This is a genomic window from Candidatus Planktophila sp., from assembly GCF_040402315.1.
GTDB lineage: Bacteria > Actinomycetota > Actinomycetes > Nanopelagicales > Nanopelagicaceae > Planktophila.
The window spans coordinates 1-21,777 of the sequence record NZ_JBBAMU010000012.1 but is presented as its reverse complement, the minus strand read 5'-3'; the positions used below and the strand labels follow the sequence as shown (position 1 = coordinate 21,777).

The window sequence follows — 21,777 nt, the reverse complement described above, 5'->3', positions numbered from 1 at the left end:
CTATGCGAAACATCATCTGGTTTCGCCGCGACCTGCGCATTGGTGATCATCCGGCGTTGCTAGCGGCGATGGAAAACAGTGATGAGGTTGTGCCGCTCTTTATTCTTGATAAAGCACAGATTGCAGAAGCTGGGCAAAAGCTACTTGCCTATATGGGGCAATCGCTGCGCGCACTTGATGAATCACTGGGAAATACCTTGCACATTATTGAAGGTGATCAAGTCGAGGTCTTAAAAGAACTCATTGCACGGTATGACGTGAAAGAAGTTCATATCTCGGCCGAGTATGAACGTTATGGCGCGATGCGCGATGCGCGAGTAGAAGCTGCTGGAATTCCACTTATTCGTACTGGCTCGCCTTATGCAGTTGCACCAGGTCGGGTACGCAAACCAAGTGATGACACACCGTATAAGGTCTACACACCTTTCTACCGTGGTTGGCGCGCACATGGATGGCGCGCACCTGCGGCAACACCAAAAAATATTAAGGCACCTAAGCCACCAGTTGAGTACCGAGCATTTCCAGATTTTGTCATGCCAGCTCATGTGCGCGTGATTGAGGCAGGCGAAGCTGCTGCGCTCAAGCGGTTTAAGGAGTTTTCGAAGAAGGGTCTTGATTCCTACGATGAGAACCGAAACTTTGCCGGCATTGATGGCACCTCAAAGCTGAGTACCTATTTAAAGTTTGGCGAGATTCACCCACGCACCTTGCTGGCAGATTTAGATGAAAGCAAATCACATGACACATTCCGGAAAGAGATTGCCTGGCGCGAGTTCTATGCCGATGTGCTCTGTAATAACCCGAATACTGATACCGAGTACTACGCACCGAAATTTAAAGAGATGCGTTATGACAAGCCAGGAAAGCAATTTCAGGCTTGGTGTGCCGGAAAGACTGGCTATCCATTTGTCGATGCTGCCATGCGCCAATTAGTGCAAGAGGGATGGATGCATAACCGCACCCGCATGGTGGTGGCATCTTTTCTTGTCAAAGATCTGCATTTAGAGTGGCAGCTAGGTGAGCGCTTCTTTGCCGAGCACTTAGTTGATTACGATGTTGCATCCAATGCCCACGGTTGGCAATGGACAGCCGGCACCGGCACTGATGCCTCTCCTTATTACCGTGTCTTTAACCCAATAGAGCAAGGCCGGCGCTTTGATAAAAACGGTGACTACATTCGTAAATATGTGGCAGAACTTGCGCACTTAAGTGCGGCTGAGATTCATGAACCCTGGCTATTTCTTGATGGGTATTCACATAACTATCCAGAACGAACTGTTGATCATGCAGTGGAACGTATTGAATCACTCGAGCGATTAAAAGAGATTAAGGCAGATAAGCCCGAAAAACCGTTGTAGTTCTCTCGCACCTGCAAATGATTCGCAATTTTACTTGATGCCATTACTTAACTATCTTTTCCCCTGTATTCGGCAATCAAGCAAAGGGGTCAAGATGTTCTTTACTAAACGTCGCATTATTGACTACTGCCGCATTTCAACAACAAGTTGCTGATTTAACAGTTATTTCGCCCCACGTTTTACCTAAGCAATTTTTTATATCAAGAAAAATACAACCAACTAACAGAGGAAAAAAATGTCAATTTCAAGAAAAGTATTAGCTGCCGCAGCAGTTGCAGCGCTCTTTACATCAACTGGTGTTATTCCAGCTGATGCACGTCCAAAGAATCAAGCTCGCGCAGTTGCGCAGCCTGATTGGCTAGAACAGAATATTGATAACCCAAATGTTCGCATCATCGAGGTAAGCACTGAGCCTGGACTTTATGAACGTGGTCACATCAAGAACTCGATTAAGTTTGTCTGGCACACCGATTTAGTCGACACCGTAAATCGCGACATCATCAGCCAAGCTAACTTCACCGCACTAGCACAAAAAGCTGGAATCAGCGATGACACCACCGTTGTTCTTTACGGCGATAAGAACAACTGGTTCGCCGCATGGGGAGCGTGGATATTCAATATCTACGGTCAAAAAGATGTCCGAGTTCTAGATGGCGGAAGAGTCAAGTGGGAAAAAGATGGTCGTGCTCTCACCTCTGCTGTTCCAACATTTAAGGCCGGTAACTTTGTGGCAAATAATGCTGATAAGAATCTTCGTGCCAGCTTGGTAAAAGATGTTCTTCCGGTAGCGAAGAAGACAAAAATTGCAGCGCTGATTGATATCCGTGGCGCAGATGAGTTCAGCGGCAAGCTCTTTGCTCCTCCTAGTTTCCAGGAATTAGCAGTACGCGCGGGCCATATCCCAGGTGCAATCAACGTCCCATGGGGTTCAAATGTAAATGCTGATGGAACTTTTAAGACAGTTGCAGAACTTAAGAAGCTCTATGCTGATAAAGGCGTAACTGGCACAGATCAGATCATTACGTACTGCCGTATCGGTGAGCGTTCATCACTGACCTGGTTTGTACTCAGCGAAATTCTTGGATTCCAAAAGGTAAAGAATTACGACGGATCATGGACTGAGTATGGAAACTCAGTAGGTGTCCCAATTAATAACCCTTCCGGAACAATTTGGGGAGCTGCGTAATTAGCACCTCACAGCAGTCAGAGAAGAGCCCCGATCAACTCGGGGCTCTTCTTCCTGTGTGGACTCGCGCGGAAAAGATTCGAACAACTATCTCACTTGGGGTAATAGCTGCGCTATTAGCAACTGCATTCGTACTTTCATCATCGGAGAACGCTTCAACTGCTCCAATCTCACTTCTGATTGGCGCCAGCCTTGGACTATTGCTTGAACGTGGTCGATTCTGTTTCTTCTGCATTTTCCGTGACGGAATTGAAGATAAAAACACCACGCCATTTCTATCAATTCTTATCGCGATTGCTACCGGATCTATCGGTTATGCAATCATCTTTGGCCAATTTCTCCCCGATACAACAACTGAACGCCTGCCACCGGTGGCCCACATTGGACCTGTGAGTTGGGTGCTTGTACTTTCTGCCTTCGCATTCGGTATTGGTATGGCTCTTTCCGGCGCCTGCATTAGTGGACATCTTTATCGTTTAGGGCAAGGTTATATTCGGGCAATCCCGGCGCTGATTGGAACACTCATTGGTTTTGTTCTTGCATTTCTTTCCTGGAATTGGCTCTATCTGAATGCAATCGCAGATGCGCCCACCATTTGGCTGCCGCACTACTTTGGATACTCAGGTTCGCTCATCATTACCTTCATCGCCCTCATTGCCCTAGCTCAATTTGTTATTAGAAAAGGCAAGAACCCAGATCCACTTCGTGCTTCCTATGCTGGTCATATTTCTATCACTGGCTCACTTAAGCGAGCAATAACTGATCGTTGGAGCCCAATCACAACCGGGCTGCTTGTGGGAGTTGTTGGAACTATCGCTTACCTACGAGTTGAACCGCTAGGTGTCACACGTCAAATAAGCACGCAGGCAAGAACATTTATGACTGATAGTAAAATTGGTGATGAAACTCTCGTCGGTCTAGATCGTATGGCTGGATGTATTGCCGTTATCTCCGAGACCATCACCAATAACGGTTGGTTGATTCTCGGAATCGTGGCCTCATCATTTGCAGCAGCCCTTGCCGGCAATCGCTTTAAGCCGGCGCTTCCTACCGTGCGAAATGGCGCCACAGCGCTGCTGGGTGGAATTCTCTTAGGTTGGGGCTCAATGATTTCACTTGGTTGCACGATTGGAGTTCTGCTCTCAGGCACACAGGCATTTGCACTCTCTGGTTGGGTCTTCTTCGCCTTTGTATTTCTTGGCAGCTGGGTCGGAATCAAGTGCAAGCTTCACACGCTCTAAGTTAATGGCGCGAAAGAACCCCAGCACCAGTTCGCTTTGCTTCATACATGGCAGCATCAGCACGTTCTAATAAGTTTGATTGGCCATCATTATGAGCGTGGCCAATGCTGACGCTAATAGTGATGGTATTGCCACGGATAATAAATGGATAACTTAAGGTGGCTTGCAGCGCAAATGCTGCCTCTAAAGTTGTTTCGTAGCTGCCATTAATTAGCACACCAAATTCGTCACCACCGAGTCTGGCAAGTACCGCACCTGTTGGCAGCGATCGACTAAATCGCTGCGCCACTTGTTGCAAAATCAAATCTCCCACCTCGTGGCCATATTGATCATTTACTGGCTTAAATTCATTTAGGTCAAGAAGTAAGAGCGCACCTTCTGTCTCTGAATATGTAGCAAGTTCTGCCACTAAGCGACGACGATTGGGAAGTCCGGTCAGCTCATCGGTGCGCGCTAGTACCTTCTCTTCCCCAAGATTTCGTGCTTGTCTAATTACTATCGTCATTCGGATGAAGGCTAGAAAGAGTGTGGCAATCGTAGGAATCAAAATATAGATAGAGAAGATTCCCGGTCGCAGCGCCATCAGTGCAAGAAGTGTGGGGCTGATAAATATTGAGAGTGCAATAAAGACAGGATGAATTGTTATTTCAGATGTAGTTGCACTCTGTGCATGCCAAAAGGAGTTAGCAATTATGACAATTCCTATCAGCCAGCCATCATCGGAAATCTGACCGAAAGTGTAATTATTATTGACTGAGAGCCATAAGTAGAACAGATCTGATGCGCTAAAAATAAGAATTCCAAGAAAGAGCAAGAGCGCACGCTTCTGTAGTCGATGAGTGACCACTGCTATCGCGGCCAGTGTAAGTAGTAATAAATCCGATACTGGAAATAGCAGTGAGAAGAATTGGTCTTGCACATCAAAGATAGATTCTGGAAATACTTTTGAGAGAAAGAGTGCTGTGGCAATTGCTGAAATACCGAGCCCAAAGATCACTGAATCGAGCACTTCTATGGGATTTAAGCGACGCCCACGCGAGAGAGTTCGAGGGATTGCAACGAGCAAGAGTGGGTAGAAAAAGAGGTAACTGAGCTGGGCTAGAAATTGTGAAGTGTTGGAAAGCGGGTAGAAATCAGCGTAGCTATTAAGTAGTGAACCAACGCCCCAGAAACCAATGGCAAGTGAAGCGGTCGCAACCGCAACCGGGTCATTACTCAGAGGTGCCTGAGTAATTGCTGCGATAGCAAAGAGCCAGATTGCGTTGTAGGCAATGAGATCTAGGGCGAGCGAGTTGCTCTGGATAAAGAGTTTAAGAACGAGATGAAGCAGTAGAAGTGCCACCGAAAGTAATCTGATGGCGCGGTACACCTAAGAAGTAAACAGGGGGTATTAACCCCTAATGAATAGGGGAAGCGTTACTGCAACTGATAGGGAGGCTTAGTAGCCCTTCATGCAGAGTAAGCCTGCAGATGATTTTGCATCCGAGACGCTATCTTTAAATGCAGCTGGCGCGCTGACTAAGAGCGCCTTCTTTGATTCAAGATCTTTCACTTGGGCAGAGAGCTTTGATTTGGAGCCACTTAGAATTAGGACTGCCCCTGCAAGTTTTGATAGCGCGCTAATAAGTGCCAGCTTTTCAGCCGGAACAGTTGAGGCATTCATAGCTGCCTGTGATTTTGTCACCTGCGCGCGAGCATTTTCATAAGCCGTAGTCACACCCGCAAGAGCTGAAACCGCTTTCTCAAGTTCAGCGTCAAGTTCAGCAGTCTGTGCCGAGATATCACCTATGCTCTTTTGCGCCTTAACAGCGGCCTGGAATTGAGTAATTGCGGTAATGCACTCAACAGATAACCATGTGAGTTTTGAATTCTTAACCATCGCATTTTTAGCACACTTGTACTTATAGCCAGAGACAGAAATTGTGGCATTGAGCTTTGAACAGGCAGTCCCGTTGCTAATCTTGGCAGCAGATGCTGGCGCTGCGAAAAGTCCACCAGCGATAACTACAGCTGAAAGTAATGTGGCTGCTAATTTGCGGGACATTGTGATCCTCCGTCGGTTATGCGGTAATGGTAGCGATGCTGACTTAAATTCCCGGGTAAAGGCTCCCTTTCCAGCATAGAAAATCGTGTGAATTTTGAATCTCAAAATGCGTGTATGATTAAGTCATCGAAGCACCCGGCATCGATGTACTTCCCCCAAAGTGCGCCAGATGGCCACTTACTTGCGAGTCTTATCAAGACCCTGATGGCCCTAGTTCAACTAGCTGGCCGATCTAACCGAGACGCGCTTGTCGTCTCGATTGGTATCTATTTTCATGTCTCTACAAACACGTACCGCTGCCCCCGGCAAAGCTCGTCGCGCCGCAAAAGGCAAGCCCCGCCACACAAGCGCCCAGAAGGCTGCGCGTAAGACCGTAGTTGCTAAGCCTGCTGCTCGCGGAACTGCCAAGCGCAGCGCGGAATCAAAGCCGGTAGTAGCCAAGTCAACTATTGCCAAGAAGGCAGCTACACAACGTTATTCAGATCGCGAAGTTGTCACTAAGAAGGACGTTCGTTTAGCTGATCGTTCAAAGCTACGCGCACAACGTTTTCAAGAGCGCACAGCTTCAAAGTCAAAAGATATTGAAGGTGCACCAAAAGGTAATCCGAAGCAGAGTCGGGAAGAGCGCACATTCGGAAAACCAGCAAAAGCATTTAAAGGTTCTGCTCCAAAGCGTGCTGAAGCTACATCGCGTTCAGCAAAGCCAGTCTCACGTGCGGCAAAGTTTGTCGAAGATCGGGCAGAGCGCGCATCACGTCCATTCCGCCCAGATCGTCCAGAGCGTCCAACGCAGTCAGATACCCGTCCAACAAATCGTCGCGAGGCAGTGAAGGCAAAGATTGCACGCTCTGATGATGGTCGCCCAAACTTTATTCCACAGAAGCGCGAAAAATTTAATCCAAGTGCGCCACGTGGTGCAGCAACACGCAGTGCATCATCACGTAGCGCGGCACCAGCTCGTGACACAGAGACTTCACAGCGTCCAGCTCGCGACCGCCGTAATGATTCACCAGCCTATGCCCGTGATGATCGTCGTGCATCAAAGACTCATTCAAATGCAGCAACTGATTTCGGCGCAGATGATAATTACATTTCAGTAAATTTAGCTGATGCCAACTTGGTAGAGGCGACACCACTTACAGAGGTAACAACTACCTTCCGTGATCTAGGAATCGCACCGGCGCTTTCCAATGCTTTAAGCGCCCAAGGAATTATGCATCCATTTCCAATTCAGATTGCAACACTTCCAGATGCACTAGCTGGCCATGACATCTTAGGACGCGGACAAACTGGTTCTGGAAAAACTCTAGCTTTTAGCCTTGCCCTACTGACAAATATCAGCGACAAGGTTGCGCGCCCACATAAGCCACTGGCACTGATCCTGACTCCTACCCGCGAACTCGCGCAGCAAATTGATGAAGTACTTCGTCCACTAGCACGCGCTGTTGGCCACGAATCTGTAGTTATCGCTGGCGGAATGCCATATGCAAAGCAGATCACTGCCATGCGCAAAGCAACCGCAATCTTGGTGGCAACACCAGGTCGCCTGATTGACTTACTTAATAAGAATGAAGTTCAGCTTGATCAACTTCAAATCACAGTTCTCGATGAAGCTGATCAGATGGCAGATATGGGGTTCTTGCCGGTTGTGAAGGAAATTCTTGATCAAGCACATCTCGGTGGGCAGCGTCTGCTCTTCTCAGCAACCCTTGATCGCGGTGTGGATTCACTTGTTAAGCAGTACCTAAAGAATCCAAAGACACACTCATTGCAAAATGACCGTGCTTCGGTTTCAACTATGGAACACCATGTCCTCCAGATGCACCCTGGCGATAAAGATGACATCACATCCCAGATTGCGGCGCGTAACGGAAAGACAATTCTTTTCGTTAAGACACAACGTGGCGCAGATCGTTTAGCGGACAAGCTTGCTAACGCAGGAGTCCCAGTTGGCGCACTGCACGGCGGAAAGTCGCAAGCGGTGCGTACTCGTACCCTTGCCCTCTTTAAGGAGCAAGAGAATTCAGCGCTCGTTGCAACAGATGTCGCAGCACGTGGTATTCACGTTGATGGAATCTCACTTGTTGTTCACGTAGATCTTCCACAAGATCACAAGGATTACTTGCACCGTTCCGGTCGTACAGCTCGCGCTGGTGAATCAGGAACTGTCGTCACTCTTTCCTCATCAAAGAATTCACGAGCAGTATCAGGACTTCTCACCCGCGCAGGTGTGACACCGAAGTTCCATGATGTTCGCCCGCTTGATGAAAAGCTCATGGTCCTTACTGGAGCACAAGAGCCAACCGGAGTTCCTTATATTCCACCTATCGTTGAACGTAAGAGCCCACAAAGTGGATCACGTTCAGGTGGCGGAAATCGCCGCGGTGGCAGCAGTGGTGGATATCGCGGTGGCAATAGCCGTCGCGGTCGCTAACTAACGCTTCGTCTTTCCTTCATCGAGTCGAACTCGGCGGATAAGACCCCTTGGTGTAATTGAAATAATTGCCATAAGTAATTTGTACTGCCATCCCGGAATACTGACCGGCTTATTTGCTTGAGCATCTTTCCAAGACTGCGCCACTAATTTATCGGCGTTAAGCCACATGAAGCTTGGCAGTCCCTTCATCTTCATTCGTGCACGCTTATGAAATTCGGTGCGAGTAAATCCCGGGCAGAGGGCGGAAACCTTTACTCCGCTGCCCTTTAAGTCTGCGCTAAGTGATTCCGAGAGCACCGTTAGATATGACTTAGCAGCGCTATATGTGCCACCGGCAATAAAACCAGCAACAGATGACACATTAATAATCGTGCCAGATTTACGCTCTTTCATCCCAGGCAAGATCACATGCATCAAACGCATGGGAGTGCGCACCAAAACATTGAGCAAATCTTGTTCATCGCCTAAGTCACTTGCCGTAAAGACTTTATTGATTGCAAAACCAGCGTTATTAATCAGTACTTCTATCTCATAGCTCTGGATGTACTTCTCAACTAACTTCACCCCACCTTTTGTGGCTAGATCTGCGGGCAGAACAAATGTCTGAATTCCATACTTCTCACGTAATCCAGCAGCACGTTCGTGTAGCCGGACTTCATCACGAGCAACGAGTGCGATGTTGTAACCCTTGGATGCAAGTAAACGCGTAAAGCTTTCACCAATTCCTACAGTTGCACCTGTCACAAGAGCCCATTGCGCCATTTAAATAACTATTCCCTGTGTATCTTCATCGCGAATGTGCCAGGAAGAGCCGTACTCCTTAATTAAATCAAGGAATGGTTGTGCGGCAAACCACTCTGGGCCAGAAATTCCTTCCGGCTTCCATTGCCCGTTTGCAATAAGCTCGAGGGCAATCATGGGATTAATCGCGGTCTGCCACACCACAGCCTGATTGCCGTAGTTCTTCATCGACCACTCGTTATCAACGACGTTATAGATATAGACAGCCTTTGGTAATCCATCCTTACCCAAACCTTTTACTAGCGTTCCTGCACAAGTTTTGCCATGCATGCGATCACCGATAGTTGCCGGATCAGGCAAGAGTGCGGCCAGTAAGTCGCGTGGTGAGACTTCCACACTTCCCACCTTCACCTTTTCTTTCTTATCAAGGCCAAGGGTGTGAATGGTTTTGAGAGTCTCGATAAATTGCGCACCAAGGCCGTACTTAAAGCGCACCTGCTTAGCTTTCACTTTCTGGGGAATGAGTACAACTTCTTCATGCTCGACATTGACACATTCAACCGGGCCAATCCCATCTGGAAAATCAAAGGTTTCGATTTCACTAAATGGCTCAGTTGTATACCAACCACGACCTTCTTCATAAATCAGCGGAGGATTAAGGCATTCCTCGATTGTGGTCCAGATAGAAAACGATGGCGCGAAGTCATAACCATCGACAGTCAGGTTCGAACCATCCATCACCGCTAAGTAATCAATACGTGAGAAGAGTTCATCTTGGGCATAGCGCGCAAAGACATCGCTCATGCCTGGCTCGATGCCCATACCAACAACAGCGTAGATTCCTTTATCGCTCCATATCTTTTGGCGAGCAAATTGCTCATCACCTAATTTGATTCCAGGTTTATTAGTTGGGTCAGTGGGATGTGCAATTGATAGCGACATCGCCATATCCAGGTAATGCACGCCTTCTTCTTCGCAGGCAAGAAAGATTGGCATAACAAATCGTGGGTCTACCGCGTTGATAACAATGTCGGGAGTTGCTTTGCGAATCAGGGCACGGATGTTATTCACATCAGAGGCATCGACTTCTTGCGCCGAAAACCTGGGATCATTTACTTTTGCTACAGCTGCTTGGGCCCGCGCGAGAGCGTAATCTGCAATGACCATGGATGTAATAAAGGGTCTACGCGCTGCAATATTTGCTATTGCACTGCCAACTCCGCCTGCGCCGATAACGAGCACTTTCATGGGTGGCCTCTCATGCTTGTTAATTCGCACATTGATATGCGTGTGGGTATTACCCGTGTTCAGGGAAGGTTATCTCTACCGATAACCTTTGCCAAGCATCTTCCATACGTGATGGTGCCCACGTCCCCGTAGCTCAGTGGATAGAGCAACCGCCTCCTAAGCGGTAGGTCGCAGGTTCAACTCCCGCCGGGGACACAAATTAGATCTTAGGAAAATATTACTGTGCGCTGACCGACGATAAAGATTCGATCTTCGGCGAATAACTTAACTGCTCGCGCAAGAACGCGACGTTCAATATCGCGGCCACGAGCAATCATCTCTTCCGGTGTAGCAGCGTGATTTACGTGTGCCACATCTTGTTCAATGATTGGCCCCTCATCTAAATCAGAGGTAACAAAGTGGGCGGTGGCGCCAATGATCTTCACGCCACGATCATGAGCCTGGTGATAAGGCTTAGCACCTTTAAAGCCAGGTAAGAATGAGTGATGAATATTAATAATCTTTCCTGGCATAGCTACACAGAATTCCTTTGAGAGTATCTGCATATATCTAGCTAGGACCACAAAATCGATTTTGAGTTCGGCAATCTTGGCTAGCATCACCTTTTCTTGTTCTACCTTTGAGGCTGCGGTGACTGGCAGATATAAGAAGGGAATCCCGTGTGATTCAACCAGTGACTGCAAATCTTCTCGGTTAGAGATCACTAGTGGGACTTGAATAGGAAGTTCGCCTAGTTCAAGTAGATACATCAAATCTCTGAGACAGTGGCTCTCTTTAGTGACAAGAATAAGTGCGCGCGGCTTTTCATCTGTTGGCCTGACATGGAGTGAGGGGGAGAATTCTCCTAGCTCTTCAGTCAAACTCTTCTGTGCGGCATTTAGGCCTTGCGATGTTTCAAAGCGAGTGCGCATAACAAAAGTATTTGTGTTGTTATCTGTGAATTGTTGATTCTCAATGATATTTCCACCGCAGTTCAGCACAGCTGAAGTCATCGCATGCACGATTCCTGGCTGGTCTGCACATTGCAGGGAAGCTATGAGATCCATAGCCCAAGGGTAAAGGTAACTAGTGCGTAATAGTAAATCGCTGCATCCACTTTGGCGCCCACCAGTTGCGTTCTCCAAATAGGCGCATTAACGCAGGCACCAATAGGGCGCGAACGATAGTGGCATCAAGAATTACCGCCAGTGCCACACCAAATCCCATTGATTTAATCGATGTGACGCCACTTGTGATGAAGGCGGCGAAGACCACGGCAAGGAGTACTGCGGCGGCGGTAATAATGCGAGCAGATCTTTGAAGACCAACGGCAACAGCTTCAATATTAGATTTGCCGGCTAGATGTTCTTCTCGGATGCGAGAGAGCAAGAAGAGCTCATAGTCCATAGAGAGACCAAAGACTACGACCGCAATTAAAATAACAATAGATGTATCAAGTGTTCCAGTGAGAGTAAATGAGCCGACCAGCCATTGCAGATGACCGTCAATGAAGACCCAGGTGAGGACACCCATTGTTGCTGCCAGCGAAAGCACATTAAGTAGTACCGCCTTGATGGGAAGGATGATGGACCCGGTAAAGACGAAAATCAATATGAAGACACTGAGTGCAATCCAACCCAGTGCCCATGGCAATGTTTTGGAAATACCGTCTTGTGAATCTGTGTAGTCAGCTGCAACTCCACCAACTAAAGTTCCAACAGGTGCCTTGAGATCACGGATATCGTGAATCAACTTCTGGGCATCAGGAGTTCGTGGCAACATCGAGTGAAATGCCACAAGGCGAATATCCGTGCCAATTACTTGCGGTGGCTGGACTGCCACGATTCCAGAGACAGTGGCAATCTCTTGTGAGTATTCGCTAATTTCAAGAGTTTTGCCGGCGCCATCAAAGATAATGATCTCTACCGGATTATTTGTCTGTCCGGCAAATCGATCAGCTTGCAGCGCCGTTGCAATCGCTGCCGGATTTGATGCTGGCAGCATGCGTGAATCACCTTGTGCAAATTTAATATTTTGCACTGGCGCGGTGAGAATTCCTAGAATCACCAACGAAAGTATGACTACCGCTGTTGGGCGTTTCATCACAAATCTAGCGGTCTGCGCCCAGCGGCCATCTTCCTTAGGAGTAATGGAGGATTTACGGATTACTCCTTTATCAATTCTTGTACCTAAGAGAGCCATGATTGGTGGAAGTCCACACAGTGCGCCAACGACTGCCAGGGCAACTACCGAAACTCCCGCGTAACCAAAAGATTTCAGGAAAGGAAGCGGGAAGAAGGTAAGTGAAACCATAGTGACTAAAACAGTGAGCCCTGAATAAAAAACTGTTTTACCCGCGGTTGCCATGGTGGTGACAATCGAATCTTGCACGCTCCTGCCGTGGTGAATTTCTTCGCGGAAGCGGTTGACCATTAAGAGCGCGTAATCAATACCGAGGCCAAGACCCATACCGGTTGTTAGGTTCAGCGCGTAGACGCTGACATTTGTGAAGAGTGAGATCAGGTAGAGAATAAAAAAGGCCCCGATAATTGCAGCTACACCAACAATAAGTGGCATGGCAGATGCGGCAAGGGCGCCGAAGACGAAGGCAAGGAGAATAAATGTCAGTGGAATAGATACGATCTCGGCAATCTTCAAATCTGCAGCGATTTTTTCCGAGATTGCATTTCCTACGACAGCAACTCCGCCTGGATATAAAGTAAAGCTTCCATATTTGCCTTCGTACTTATCCTGGAAAATTGCGCCGAGTTTTTGACTCTCGGGTGAAAATGCATCTGCTTCACCATAAATTAATATGTAGGCAGCTCGACCGTCTTTAGATAACAGTGTCGCTTCCCCACCTGAGCTCCAGTAGGAAAGAGTCTTAGTAACGCCCACTTCGCTGGCTATCTTGGCCTCTAGCGATTTTGCCTCTTGCACAACATTTGGACTAGTCACATCTCTGCGCCCGGCATCAACTACAACGACTACAGAGGGATCGTTAATTTTTAAGTCATCTCGTAGGTATTCATAGACTTTGTAAGAATCGCTATTTGGATCTGAATACCCGCCAGCATCAAGGCGGCTAAAGATGAGTGAGCCAAAAACACCTGAAAAAATTATTCCGATGATAAAGAGGGCTAGCGCCGCTTTTTTCCGGCGGACAAGCAAGTGCCCAAGGCTCTCAAACATGGTCATAAGTATGTAGGATTCGATTATGAAATTCGAATTTAGTCACAGGTGTTCTCGCACATGAGTGATGTGTTTCCGATTACAACCGAAGATGAACGCGACCCGAATGAAGACCAGAAGGAAGATCGCAAGCGTGAGGAAGAAATTAGAGGGGATAAACCCCCACATCATGACGAGTAGTTATTCAGTTGCAGCTGCAGGTTTTGATTCAGTTACAGCTGCCGGCTTTGATTCAGTTGCAGTTGCAGGCTTTGCTACCGAATCAGTCTTATAGAAACCAGATCCTTTGAAAACAACACCAACAGATGAATAGACCTTGCGAACTTCACCCTTGCACTCAGGGCACTCGGTTAGTGGTTCTTCCGAAAAACTCTGGAACGCCTCGAAGGGATGGTCGCAGGCGTTGCACAAGTATTGATAAGTAGGCAATGTGTAATCTCTCTCAAGAGGGGTGTCTATGCCTAAGTCTAAAGAAGTGAGACGATAGGCGCGAATCCACGGGATTCACGAGCGCAGGGGAGATTTAAGCAGTGAAGCGAATGAGAGCAATCGCACTTATTGCCGGGATACTTTTACTGAACCCGCAAACGGTATTCGCTAACACTCTGGTCGCAACAACTCCGGTCGCAGGTGCATCACTGGAGAGTGCACCTAGCGCTGTAACAATCACGGCAGAAGTTGCCCTTATGGATGCTGGCAACGAAGTCACAGTGACTGATCCATCAGGTGCTCGAGTTGATGATGGCGCGCTGACAATTGATGGAGTCAGCGCCGTAGTTGGCCTCAAGCAACTTGTTAAGACAGGAATTTATACAGTCAACTATTCACTGTTGGCAGAAAATGATATTCCACTAGTTGGAAAGTTCACCTTTAACTTTGCAGAGCCAACTGTAGTTGTGCCAGTTGAGCCACAACCAATACCAACACAGTCAGCGACACCTTCGGGAAATAATGTGGGTACAACAACCTTTGTCCTTGGACTCTTACTTGCAGCGCTCGTCGTCACCTTCGCACTTGCACGATATGCTCGAAAGATTTATAGGGAGCGATGAATTTTCTGTCAGCAGATCTGACTCAGGCAAGTTCTCTCATCAGCACTTTTGGGACAGTCAATAAGTCTTTACTCATACTCTCGGCTTGCGTTTTGGTTGGCGTGCTTCTCTCCTTTGGTTTTTTGCTGATTGAACACGGCGGTAAATTACAGAGCTCGGCCGGCAAATTACGAAAGTTTGGCTTATCCGCTGCAGGTATCTGGCTGCTTACAAGTTTCCTGGAAATAACAATCACCCTGGCAAATATTCTTGACTCTTCCCTCGGTGCAGCACTTGAACCCACAACCTTTCGCTCATTTATCACTCAGGTAGATCTGGGAAGATTCCTCTTCGCCCAAACTATTGCCGCTGCAATCGTGCTGATTGGGCTCAGCTTTATCACCACCGCACTGCAATCAATACTCTTTCTAGCAATCACTCTGGTGGGTCTAGTTGCACCAGTATTTCAAAGTCATGCAGCAGCTGCAGGTTCTCACGCGCTGGCAATTGGTTCCCTTGTAGTGCACGTGATTGCACTGTCTCTGTGGGTGGGAGGCCTCTGTGCAATTGCGCTACTTGCAGATGCTGATCGAAGAATCGCTCTGCCTCGTTTTAGCCAACTAGCGCTATGGGCAGCAATAGCCGTTGTTATCAGTGGGGTCACAAATGCGTGGTCGCGGTTAGATTTTGCACAGGCCTGGTCAACTTCCTATGCCCGCATTGTTATTGCAAAAGCATTGCTCACTACGCTCTTAATCTTCATCGGCTATCGAAACCGACGCAAACTTGCACAGGGTGTGCAAACCGGTTGGTCGCTACTGACTCGAGTGATTGTCTATGAAGTTCTGCTTATGGCAGTGATAGTTACTCTTGGTAGTTGGCTCTCTAAGACAGAGCCACCGGTGGGTGCTGAAGTTGCTGACAGCCCTGCAGTTGCAATTGTAGGTTTCCCGGCACCGGCTGCGCCAAACTTCGCACGCATTCTCACTGTTTATGATCCAGATGCACTGATGATCGCCATTCTAATTACTTTGGTTGCACTCTATATAAAAGGCGTAGTTATCTTGAAAAAACGTGGAGATGCTTGGCCGGTTGGTAGAACAGTTTCTTTTGCACTCGGTATTGCAGCAATTGATTTTGCAACAAGTGGCGGCTTGGGCGTTTACGCGCTCTTCTCTTTTCAGTATCACATGATTGCTCACATGATTCTAGGAATGCTCGCCCCGATTGGTTTGGTACTGGGTGCACCACTTACGCTTGCACTGCGCACACTTCCGCAGGGTCGCACTCCCGAGGAACGCGGTGTTCGCGGATCACTGCTGGCAGCGCTGCATTCTAGGTATTCGGTCATAATCACGAACCCACTCGTCGCACTTGCCTTGTTTGACGGTTCTCTTTTCGTTCTCTATTTCACCAATCTCTTTGGCGATCTCATGCAGAACCACACCGGTCACTTCTTTATGAATGTGCACTTCTTACTTGCTGGCTATCTCTTCTTTAGTGTAATTATTGGAATTGACCCAAATCCGCGCAAGGTTCCACACGTGGTTCGCATCGTTATTTTATTTGCCGCAATGAGCATTCACGCCTTCTTTGCCATCTCATTACTAGCAACATCTACCTTGATTGATGGCGGTTACTACAAATCAATTGCGACCCCATGGGTGACAGACTTATTAGCTGACCAACATGCGGCTGGCTCAGTAGCATGGGCAATGGGTGAAATACCAGTACTTCTTGCCATCACCGCAACCTTTATCCAATGGATGCGCGATGATTCGCGCGAAACTAAGCGGATAGATCGCAATGAAGCCCGCATGGCGGCCATGGGTGAACCAGATGACTTGGCGCAATACAATAATTATCTTGGTAAATTACAGCGCCGTAGCGAGAGAGAAGGTCAGCAATGAGTCTAGAAAATATCTTCACACTCCCTGCTGAGTACAACGATCTGCGCCAGAGCGTGAGTGCGCTGGCTGAAAAAGAGATTGCACCTTTTGCGCGCGCTGTTGATGAAGAGCATCGATATCCGCAAGAAGCACATAACGCACTCGTGAAATCTGCTCTCTTTGCCGCCCATGTTCCAACTGACAATGGTGGCGATGGTGCAGACGCGCTTGCCACCTGCATCATCATTGAAGAAGTAGCTCGAGCATGTGGTTCGTCATCCCTTATTCCGGCTGTGAATAAATTGGGATCACTTCCTCTAATTCTTGGGGGAAGTAAAGAACAGAAAGAGCGTTGGTTACGCCCGCTGGCTCAAGGAAAAGGTTTCTCCTACTGTCTTTCAGAATCTGAGGCAGGTTCTGATGCATCAGCGCTAAAGACAACGGCAGTGCGCAAAGGCGATGGTTGGGTTATTAATGGAAGCAAGAAGTGGATTTCTAACGCAGGTGAATCTGAGTTCTATACAGTCATCGCACAAACTGATCCATCACTTGGCGCAAAGGGAATAACAGCATTTGTCATCGAAAAATCTGATGCTGGAGTTTCATTTGGGGCACCCGAGAAGAAGATGGGCTTTCGCGGTTCGCCCACGCGCGAGGTGTATTTCGATAGGGTAGAAATTGGTGATGATCGCCGCATCAGTGAAGTGGGCAAGGGATTTTCACTTGCTATGGACACCTTGGATCACACTCGAATTACTATTGCAGCCCAAGCCCTCGGTTTAGCGCAGGGCGCCTTTGATGTGGCGAAGAAGTATTCCCATGAGAGAAAACAATTCGGAAAAGAGATTTTCGACTTTCAAGGCGTGCAATTCATGTTGGCAGATATGGCTATCGGTATCGAATCTGCCAGACAACTCACCTACGCGGCTGCTGCCAAGAGTGAACGTGGTGATAAAGATTTACGTTTCTTCTCTGCCGCAAGTAAAACCTATGCCACCGATACCGCTATGAAGGTAACGACAGATGCAGTGCAGATTCTTGGTGGTTACGGCTATGTCTCTGACTATCCGGTCGAACGCATGATGCGAGATGCCAAGCTCACCCAGATTTATGAAGGTACTAATCAGATTCAGCGAATTGTGATTGCTCGAAATCTTCCCTAGCTATCGCTGAAAGCGGATAACTACATTTGGAGATGCTGCGGCATGAAGCGGGATATCCCACTCCTCGCGTGGTAGATCTTCACTAGAAATTTCATCAGGATGAATAAGCCCGATTGAAAAGGCAGAAAATTGTGGGAGCGCCTTGTCGTAATACCCGCCACCTTGTCCAAGGCGATATCCACTGCGATCAATTCTTAGAGCGGGCACGACAATGACCTCGACATCGCCAAGTTCGGTATCTGCCTGTCCTATCGGCTCCGCAATTTTCTTAGCCTTTGAAATCTGACTTTCATCGCCATCCCAACGCACCCACTCAAGATTGCTCCCTTTTATTTGAGGAAGAAGCAGAATTTTTCCTTGATTAATCAGTTCCAGATTCAGGGCTCTTGTGTCGGGTTCATCTGCATATGAGATGTAGCTCGCAATTTTTGTCGCTTTCGCAATTTCAGCTATGTCAGCAAGATGTTCGAAAGAGTGTTCTAGGTAACGTTCACTTCGCTCGCGACGGTATCGAGTACGAAGGTCGGCCTTTTCTTCGCTGATACCCATGGAAATCCCCTAGAAATTAGTGCAGTGCAAGTAAGGTTAGTGATTATGTCAGAAGCTGCGCGCGTAGATGAAGTTCTCGCTTCACTCTTAGAACTTTGTCGCCCCCTCGAGCCATTTGATATGCCACTTCTTGACGCCCACGATGCAACCCTTGCCGAAGATATCTATGCCGGTGAGCGCTTGGTGATGAAAGCCGGCAGCCGCATCCGTTCCACCCAAATCGGATTAGCTGCATCGATCGGCCTTGATCACTTACCCACACGACCACACCCACGAGTTGTTGTTATATCAGCCGGCCCCGATCTTGTGGAACCAGGAGTTCCGCTTAAGGCAGATGAAGAGTATGAAACAAATTCTTGGCTGCTCACCACTGCCGTACGTGAGGTCGGCGCAGTTGCATACCGCGTTCATTCAATCCCAGATGATGAATCCCAACTGCAAGATGTGATTGAAGATCAACTAGTACGAGCTGACCTTATCATCATCAGTGGTGAACGCCACGATGATTCTTTTGATCTCATTACAAGAACTCTTGAAAAAATTGGTGAGATCAAGACTGTGGAACTCTCAATCGAATCAAGTGGTCGACACAACTATGGCACTATCGGTCCAGATAAGACTCCGGTAGTTACCCTGCCGGGAGATCCCATCGCGGCATACATCTCTTTTGAGCTTCTGGTGCGCCCCATGATTCGCACCATGCTCGGAACAGCAACAATTCACCGACCATCGCTAAAGGCAAAACTTGCAAAAGCAATCACTTCGACAATTGGAGTTCGCTCTTATGTGCGGGCTGTATTAAGTGAAGACGGAAAATCTGTCACACCACTGAGCTCACAGGATGAACAAGCAACCTTGTCAGATGCGAATTCACTAATTGCAATCAGTGAGAGTGAAACCAATCTGTCTGTGGGAGATTCAGTAACTGTAGTTGTGCTTGAACGCCGCTACATCTAAGGGCAGATAATGCAACCAGCTAAGCTCTCCGGAAGCGAAGTGACACTACGCCCCATGCGATACCGGGATAAATCGCAGTGGAGTCGGGTACGAGCAGAAAATCGCGAGTGGCTAGATCCATGGGAAGCCACCTTGCCAAATATTCCCTCTGGTAGCCCGTCCTATGAAGACTCCAGTGTGCGCCCCACCTTTTTCCAAATGGTCAGTCTCTTTAGACGTGAAGCGCGCGCTGGTCGTTCGTACTCGTTTCTTATCTGGCATCAAGAGAATCTGGTGGGTCAAATAACAATGGGGGGCGTCATTTACGGCGCCATGCGTGGGGCGCACATCGGTTATTGGATTGATCAAAACTTCGCCAACCGTGGATTTACCACCCAAGCGGTAGAACTCATCTCTGAATTCGGTTTTACCCAACTTGGATTACACCGCATCGAAATCAATGTACGACCTGAAAATAGCGCCTCATGCAGAGTTGCTGAGAAAGCGGGCTTTGAATTCGAAGGATTTAAGAAGGCTTTTTTGCATATTGATGGAGCTTGGCGCGATCATAAATGTTTTGTTAAAACTAACGAATTAATCCATTAAACCCCCCTCGAAATCCACAGAGTTAAGGGGGTGCACCTCTAACCTTTATCCATCATGGCTTCGGGAATCATCTATTTGGCAATCATCGGGATGTGGGTTGCCTATTTTCTACCCCGTTGGGTCCATAATAAAAATGAATTTTCTGGAAAAAGCGTCGAACGTTATAAGAGCGCGCTACGAGTCGTAGCTAGCGCTACACCAGGTGCCCAAATTGGAACTGGGGCAATTTACACAGATGTTGATCGCGCTGGGCGAGTTGCACAGCAGCTTATGCGGCGCAGAATTATTTTTATCATCATTTCGGTAACATTCATACTCACGACGGTAGGTGCAATCATGCAAACATTCACATATGTCGCAATTGCTGTTCCAGCAACAACCTTAGTTCTATACATCGCACACGTGCGACGTCAAACGGGTAGAGCACAGATTCTACGACGTCGCGTTGATCAGCTACACAAGCGAACCGAAGGTGTCTCGCACACAAATCTTGCAGCGGTATTAACAAATAAGACAACAGAAGTTCACGTCTCAAAAGAGCATTGGATCCCATTTGCCGAACGCGAGTTAACTGGTGTGACGGTGCTACCTAAAGGAACGGCGCAATCACGCTCTGAATGGCAACCAAATGAGATTCCCGTTCCCACATATGTGAATGCTCCGAAGGCAGTCACTCCAAAGCGCTTAATTGATCTCACCGAGCCTGGCAAGTGGACAGATGAGCAGGAACAATTAGAACGCGAAGCGCTGGCAGCAGCTGCTCCTTCGCGTGATGAGATTTTTGATCAGCAACTAGCCGATGAAGCGGTGCAGAAACTTCGGGATATCCGCGCTGCAAACGAATAAGGTAATTAAATCCAGCTGGGAAACCACATTCTGGCCTGCCATGCATCGTAGGTAATTACCTCACCTAGATATATTGGCAGGAAGTAGACGAAGTTGAGAAAAATCAGAGTAAATAAGGTTGCGACAATCACTTCACCGCTTCTTTTAAAGTTACTGAGAATTGAGCGGACTGCGAATACAAGAGCCAAAATCAGAAAAGGCTGGAAGATAATTGCGTAAAAGGTAAAAACTGTCCGTTCTTGAAAGAAGAACCAGGGTAAGTAACCAGCTGCTAATCCAGTGATAATGATTGTCACTGCTGGATCGAAGTGACGGGTAAAAAATGAACGTGCCCAGAGTCCGATAATGAGTGAAATCGCGGCAATACCAAGCCACCATAAGAGTGGTGTGCCGAGTGCGATTACTTCTTGCGAACATGAACTCGCACCGCACCCCTTGGGTGAATCATAGAAAAACGAAGTGGGTCTGCCCATAACTAACCAACTCCATGGATTGGCTTCGTAGGTATGTTTTTCAGTGAGTCCGGTATGAAAACCCAACATCTGTTGGTGGTAGTAAATGAATGAGTTAAGAATATTTGTCGAGTGATCTCTAGCCCATCCGCGATTACTGGCAAACCAACCTGTCCATGACGTTACATAGACAACAATGGGAATAACAGCGAACTGTAGAAATCGTTGCACAGTTGGCTTGACCAAGTTTTTTCCGGTGTGATGTGAAAAAGCTCGATAGAAAGCGATCAGCCCAAAGGCAATAATGAAATAGAGAGCGCTCCATTTTGTGGCAAGAGCCAATCCAAGTGCCAGACCGGTCCACCAATATTGTTTTGTAATGAAGAAATATGTGGCAAGGAGAATAAAGAATGTTAGAAAGTTATCGAGAAGTGAAGTTCGCGAATGAACCAGCGCCAAACCATCTAGTGCCATCAGTGCACTAGCGAGGCCAGTTAGCAACAAATTTCTCAACAGCTTATGTGCAACGAGAGCAATAATAATAATTAGTAGTGAGCCAACGACGGCGGTGGCAATCCTCCATCCAAAGGGATTATCACCAAAGACTTTAATTCCGCTGGCGATCATCCATTTGCCAAGTGGGGGATGCACAATAAATTCTGGCTGAGTCCCAGAAACTTCTACCCCGTATTTCAGTAGATCTCGAGCACCATCGACGTAGTAGACCTCATCAAATATGAAGCTCTTTATCGAACCGAGATTCATCACTCGAAGTGCGAGTGAGATAAGCGCAATTACTATGGGAGCAATCGCTGCAATCATACGCAGAGAATATGGGAGTATTCGCATATGGCACTAGTTCTTGCTGCAACTCCTCTG

The 21,777-nt window shown here is 47.7% G+C and carries 19 protein-coding genes and 1 tRNA gene; 11 read left to right on the top strand and 9 right to left on the bottom strand.

Features of this window, described 5'->3' with window-relative positions; all coding sequences use genetic code 11:
- Positions 1-2 precede the first annotated feature (2 nt).
- The 3 genes from AC9UEP_RS03415 (at position 3) to AC9UEP_RS03405 (ending at position 3,785) form a co-directional block, all read left to right on the top strand.
- The gene (locus tag AC9UEP_RS03415) at positions 3-1,358 is read left to right on the top strand and encodes a cryptochrome/photolyase family protein (RefSeq protein ID WP_509544009.1); all 1,356 of its coding nucleotides are present in this window, start codon (positions 3-5) and stop codon (positions 1,356-1,358) included.
- A gap of 235 nt (positions 1,359-1,593) precedes the next feature.
- On the top strand, positions 1,594-2,544 hold the full coding sequence (locus tag AC9UEP_RS03410; RefSeq protein WP_509544008.1) for a sulfurtransferase: 951 nt from the start codon (positions 1,594-1,596) through the stop codon (positions 2,542-2,544).
- 56 nt (positions 2,545-2,600) lie between these two features.
- The gene (locus tag AC9UEP_RS03405) at positions 2,601-3,785 is read left to right on the top strand and encodes a YeeE/YedE family protein (RefSeq protein WP_509544006.1); all 1,185 of its coding nucleotides are present in this window, start codon (positions 2,601-2,603) and stop codon (positions 3,783-3,785) included.
- Position 3,786: 1 nt separating this feature from the next.
- Here AC9UEP_RS03405 and AC9UEP_RS03400 read toward each other — a convergent pair whose 3' ends face one another.
- Positions 3,787-5,127 (bottom strand): GGDEF domain-containing protein, encoded by a 1,341-nt coding sequence (locus tag AC9UEP_RS03400; RefSeq protein WP_509544004.1) that lies wholly within the window; start codon positions 5,125-5,127, stop codon positions 3,787-3,789.
- Positions 5,128-5,223: 96 nt separating this feature from the next.
- Positions 5,224-5,829, bottom strand: coding sequence for a hypothetical protein (locus tag AC9UEP_RS03395; protein ID WP_509544002.1), 606 nt, complete (start codon positions 5,827-5,829; stop codon positions 5,224-5,226).
- A 274-nt stretch (positions 5,830-6,103) separates the two neighbouring features.
- Between AC9UEP_RS03395 and AC9UEP_RS03390 the strand changes: the two genes are divergently transcribed.
- Positions 6,104-8,263, top strand: coding sequence for a DEAD/DEAH box helicase (locus AC9UEP_RS03390; protein ID WP_509544000.1), 2,160 nt, complete (start codon positions 6,104-6,106; stop codon positions 8,261-8,263).
- Here AC9UEP_RS03390 and AC9UEP_RS03385 read toward each other — a convergent pair whose 3' ends face one another.
- Both AC9UEP_RS03385 and AC9UEP_RS03380 read right to left on the bottom strand, forming a co-directional pair.
- The gene (locus tag AC9UEP_RS03385) at positions 8,264-9,028 is read right to left on the bottom strand and encodes an SDR family NAD(P)-dependent oxidoreductase (protein WP_509543998.1); all 765 of its coding nucleotides are present in this window, start codon (positions 9,026-9,028) and stop codon (positions 8,264-8,266) included.
- Positions 9,029-10,255: a saccharopine dehydrogenase family protein gene (locus AC9UEP_RS03380; protein ID WP_509543996.1), complete on the bottom strand. Its 1,227-nt coding sequence runs from the start codon at positions 10,253-10,255 to the stop codon at positions 9,029-9,031.
- A gap of 122 nt (positions 10,256-10,377) precedes the next feature.
- Between AC9UEP_RS03380 and AC9UEP_RS03375 the strand changes: the two genes are divergently transcribed.
- Positions 10,378-10,450, top strand: a tRNA-Arg gene (locus tag AC9UEP_RS03375).
- Positions 10,451-10,461: 11 nt separating this feature from the next.
- On the opposite strand, the gene purU is transcribed toward AC9UEP_RS03375, so the two are convergent.
- The 3 genes from purU to AC9UEP_RS03360 form a co-directional block, all read right to left on the bottom strand.
- On the bottom strand, positions 10,462-11,301 hold the full coding sequence (purU, locus tag AC9UEP_RS03370; RefSeq protein WP_509543994.1) for a formyltetrahydrofolate deformylase: 840 nt from the start codon (positions 11,299-11,301) through the stop codon (positions 10,462-10,464).
- Positions 11,302-11,320: 19 nt separating this feature from the next.
- Positions 11,321-13,426 carry an MMPL family transporter gene (locus tag AC9UEP_RS03365; RefSeq protein ID WP_509543993.1) on the bottom strand — a complete coding sequence of 702 codons (2,106 nt, stop codon included), beginning with the start codon at positions 13,424-13,426 and terminating at the stop codon, positions 11,321-11,323.
- Positions 13,427-13,606: 180 nt separating this feature from the next.
- Entirely contained in the window at positions 13,607-13,855 is a 249-nt protein-coding gene (locus AC9UEP_RS03360; RefSeq protein WP_509543991.1) for an FmdB family zinc ribbon protein, read from the bottom strand.
- Positions 13,856-13,965: 110 nt separating this feature from the next.
- On the opposite strand from AC9UEP_RS03360, the gene AC9UEP_RS03355 reads away from it, so the two are divergent.
- The 3 genes from AC9UEP_RS03355 to AC9UEP_RS03345 are packed head-to-tail and all read left to right on the top strand — an operon-like array spanning position 13,966 to position 17,509.
- Positions 13,966-14,478 (top strand): copper resistance CopC family protein, encoded by a 513-nt coding sequence (locus AC9UEP_RS03355; RefSeq protein ID WP_509544023.1) that lies wholly within the window; start codon positions 13,966-13,968, stop codon positions 14,476-14,478.
- The gene (locus tag AC9UEP_RS03350; protein WP_509543989.1) at positions 14,475-16,367 is read left to right on the top strand and encodes a bifunctional copper resistance protein CopD/cytochrome c oxidase assembly protein; all 1,893 of its coding nucleotides are present in this window, start codon (positions 14,475-14,477) and stop codon (positions 16,365-16,367) included. The genes AC9UEP_RS03355 and AC9UEP_RS03350 overlap by 4 nt, the downstream gene beginning before the upstream one ends.
- Complete coding sequence (locus AC9UEP_RS03345; RefSeq protein ID WP_509543987.1) at positions 16,364-17,509, top strand: acyl-CoA dehydrogenase family protein; 1,146 nt, start codon at positions 16,364-16,366, stop codon at positions 17,507-17,509. The genes AC9UEP_RS03350 and AC9UEP_RS03345 overlap by 4 nt, the downstream gene beginning before the upstream one ends.
- Here the strand turns inward: AC9UEP_RS03345 and AC9UEP_RS03340 are convergent, their stop codons facing one another.
- Positions 17,510-18,058 carry a 5-formyltetrahydrofolate cyclo-ligase gene (locus tag AC9UEP_RS03340; protein ID WP_509543985.1) on the bottom strand — a complete coding sequence of 183 codons (549 nt, stop codon included), beginning with the start codon at positions 18,056-18,058 and terminating at the stop codon, positions 17,510-17,512.
- A 45-nt stretch (positions 18,059-18,103) separates the two neighbouring features.
- Here AC9UEP_RS03340 and AC9UEP_RS03335 point away from each other — a divergent pair, with 45 nt between their 5' ends.
- The 3 genes from AC9UEP_RS03335 to AC9UEP_RS03325 are packed head-to-tail and all read left to right on the top strand — an operon-like array spanning position 18,104 to position 20,446.
- Complete coding sequence (locus tag AC9UEP_RS03335; RefSeq protein ID WP_509543983.1) at positions 18,104-19,015, top strand: molybdopterin-binding protein; 912 nt, start codon at positions 18,104-18,106, stop codon at positions 19,013-19,015.
- A gap of 9 nt (positions 19,016-19,024) precedes the next feature.
- A complete protein-coding gene (locus tag AC9UEP_RS03330; protein WP_509543981.1) occupies positions 19,025-19,600 on the top strand; it encodes a GNAT family N-acetyltransferase in 576 nt (191 codons plus the stop codon).
- A 54-nt stretch (positions 19,601-19,654) separates the two neighbouring features.
- A complete protein-coding gene (locus AC9UEP_RS03325) occupies positions 19,655-20,446 on the top strand; it encodes a SepX/GlpR family protein (protein WP_509543980.1) in 792 nt (263 codons plus the stop codon).
- A gap of 5 nt (positions 20,447-20,451) precedes the next feature.
- Here the strand turns inward: AC9UEP_RS03325 and AC9UEP_RS03320 are convergent, their stop codons facing one another.
- Complete coding sequence (locus AC9UEP_RS03320; RefSeq protein ID WP_509543978.1) at positions 20,452-21,720, bottom strand: dolichyl-phosphate-mannose--protein mannosyltransferase; 1,269 nt, start codon at positions 21,718-21,720, stop codon at positions 20,452-20,454.
- Between the last annotated feature and the right edge of the window lie 57 nt (positions 21,721-21,777).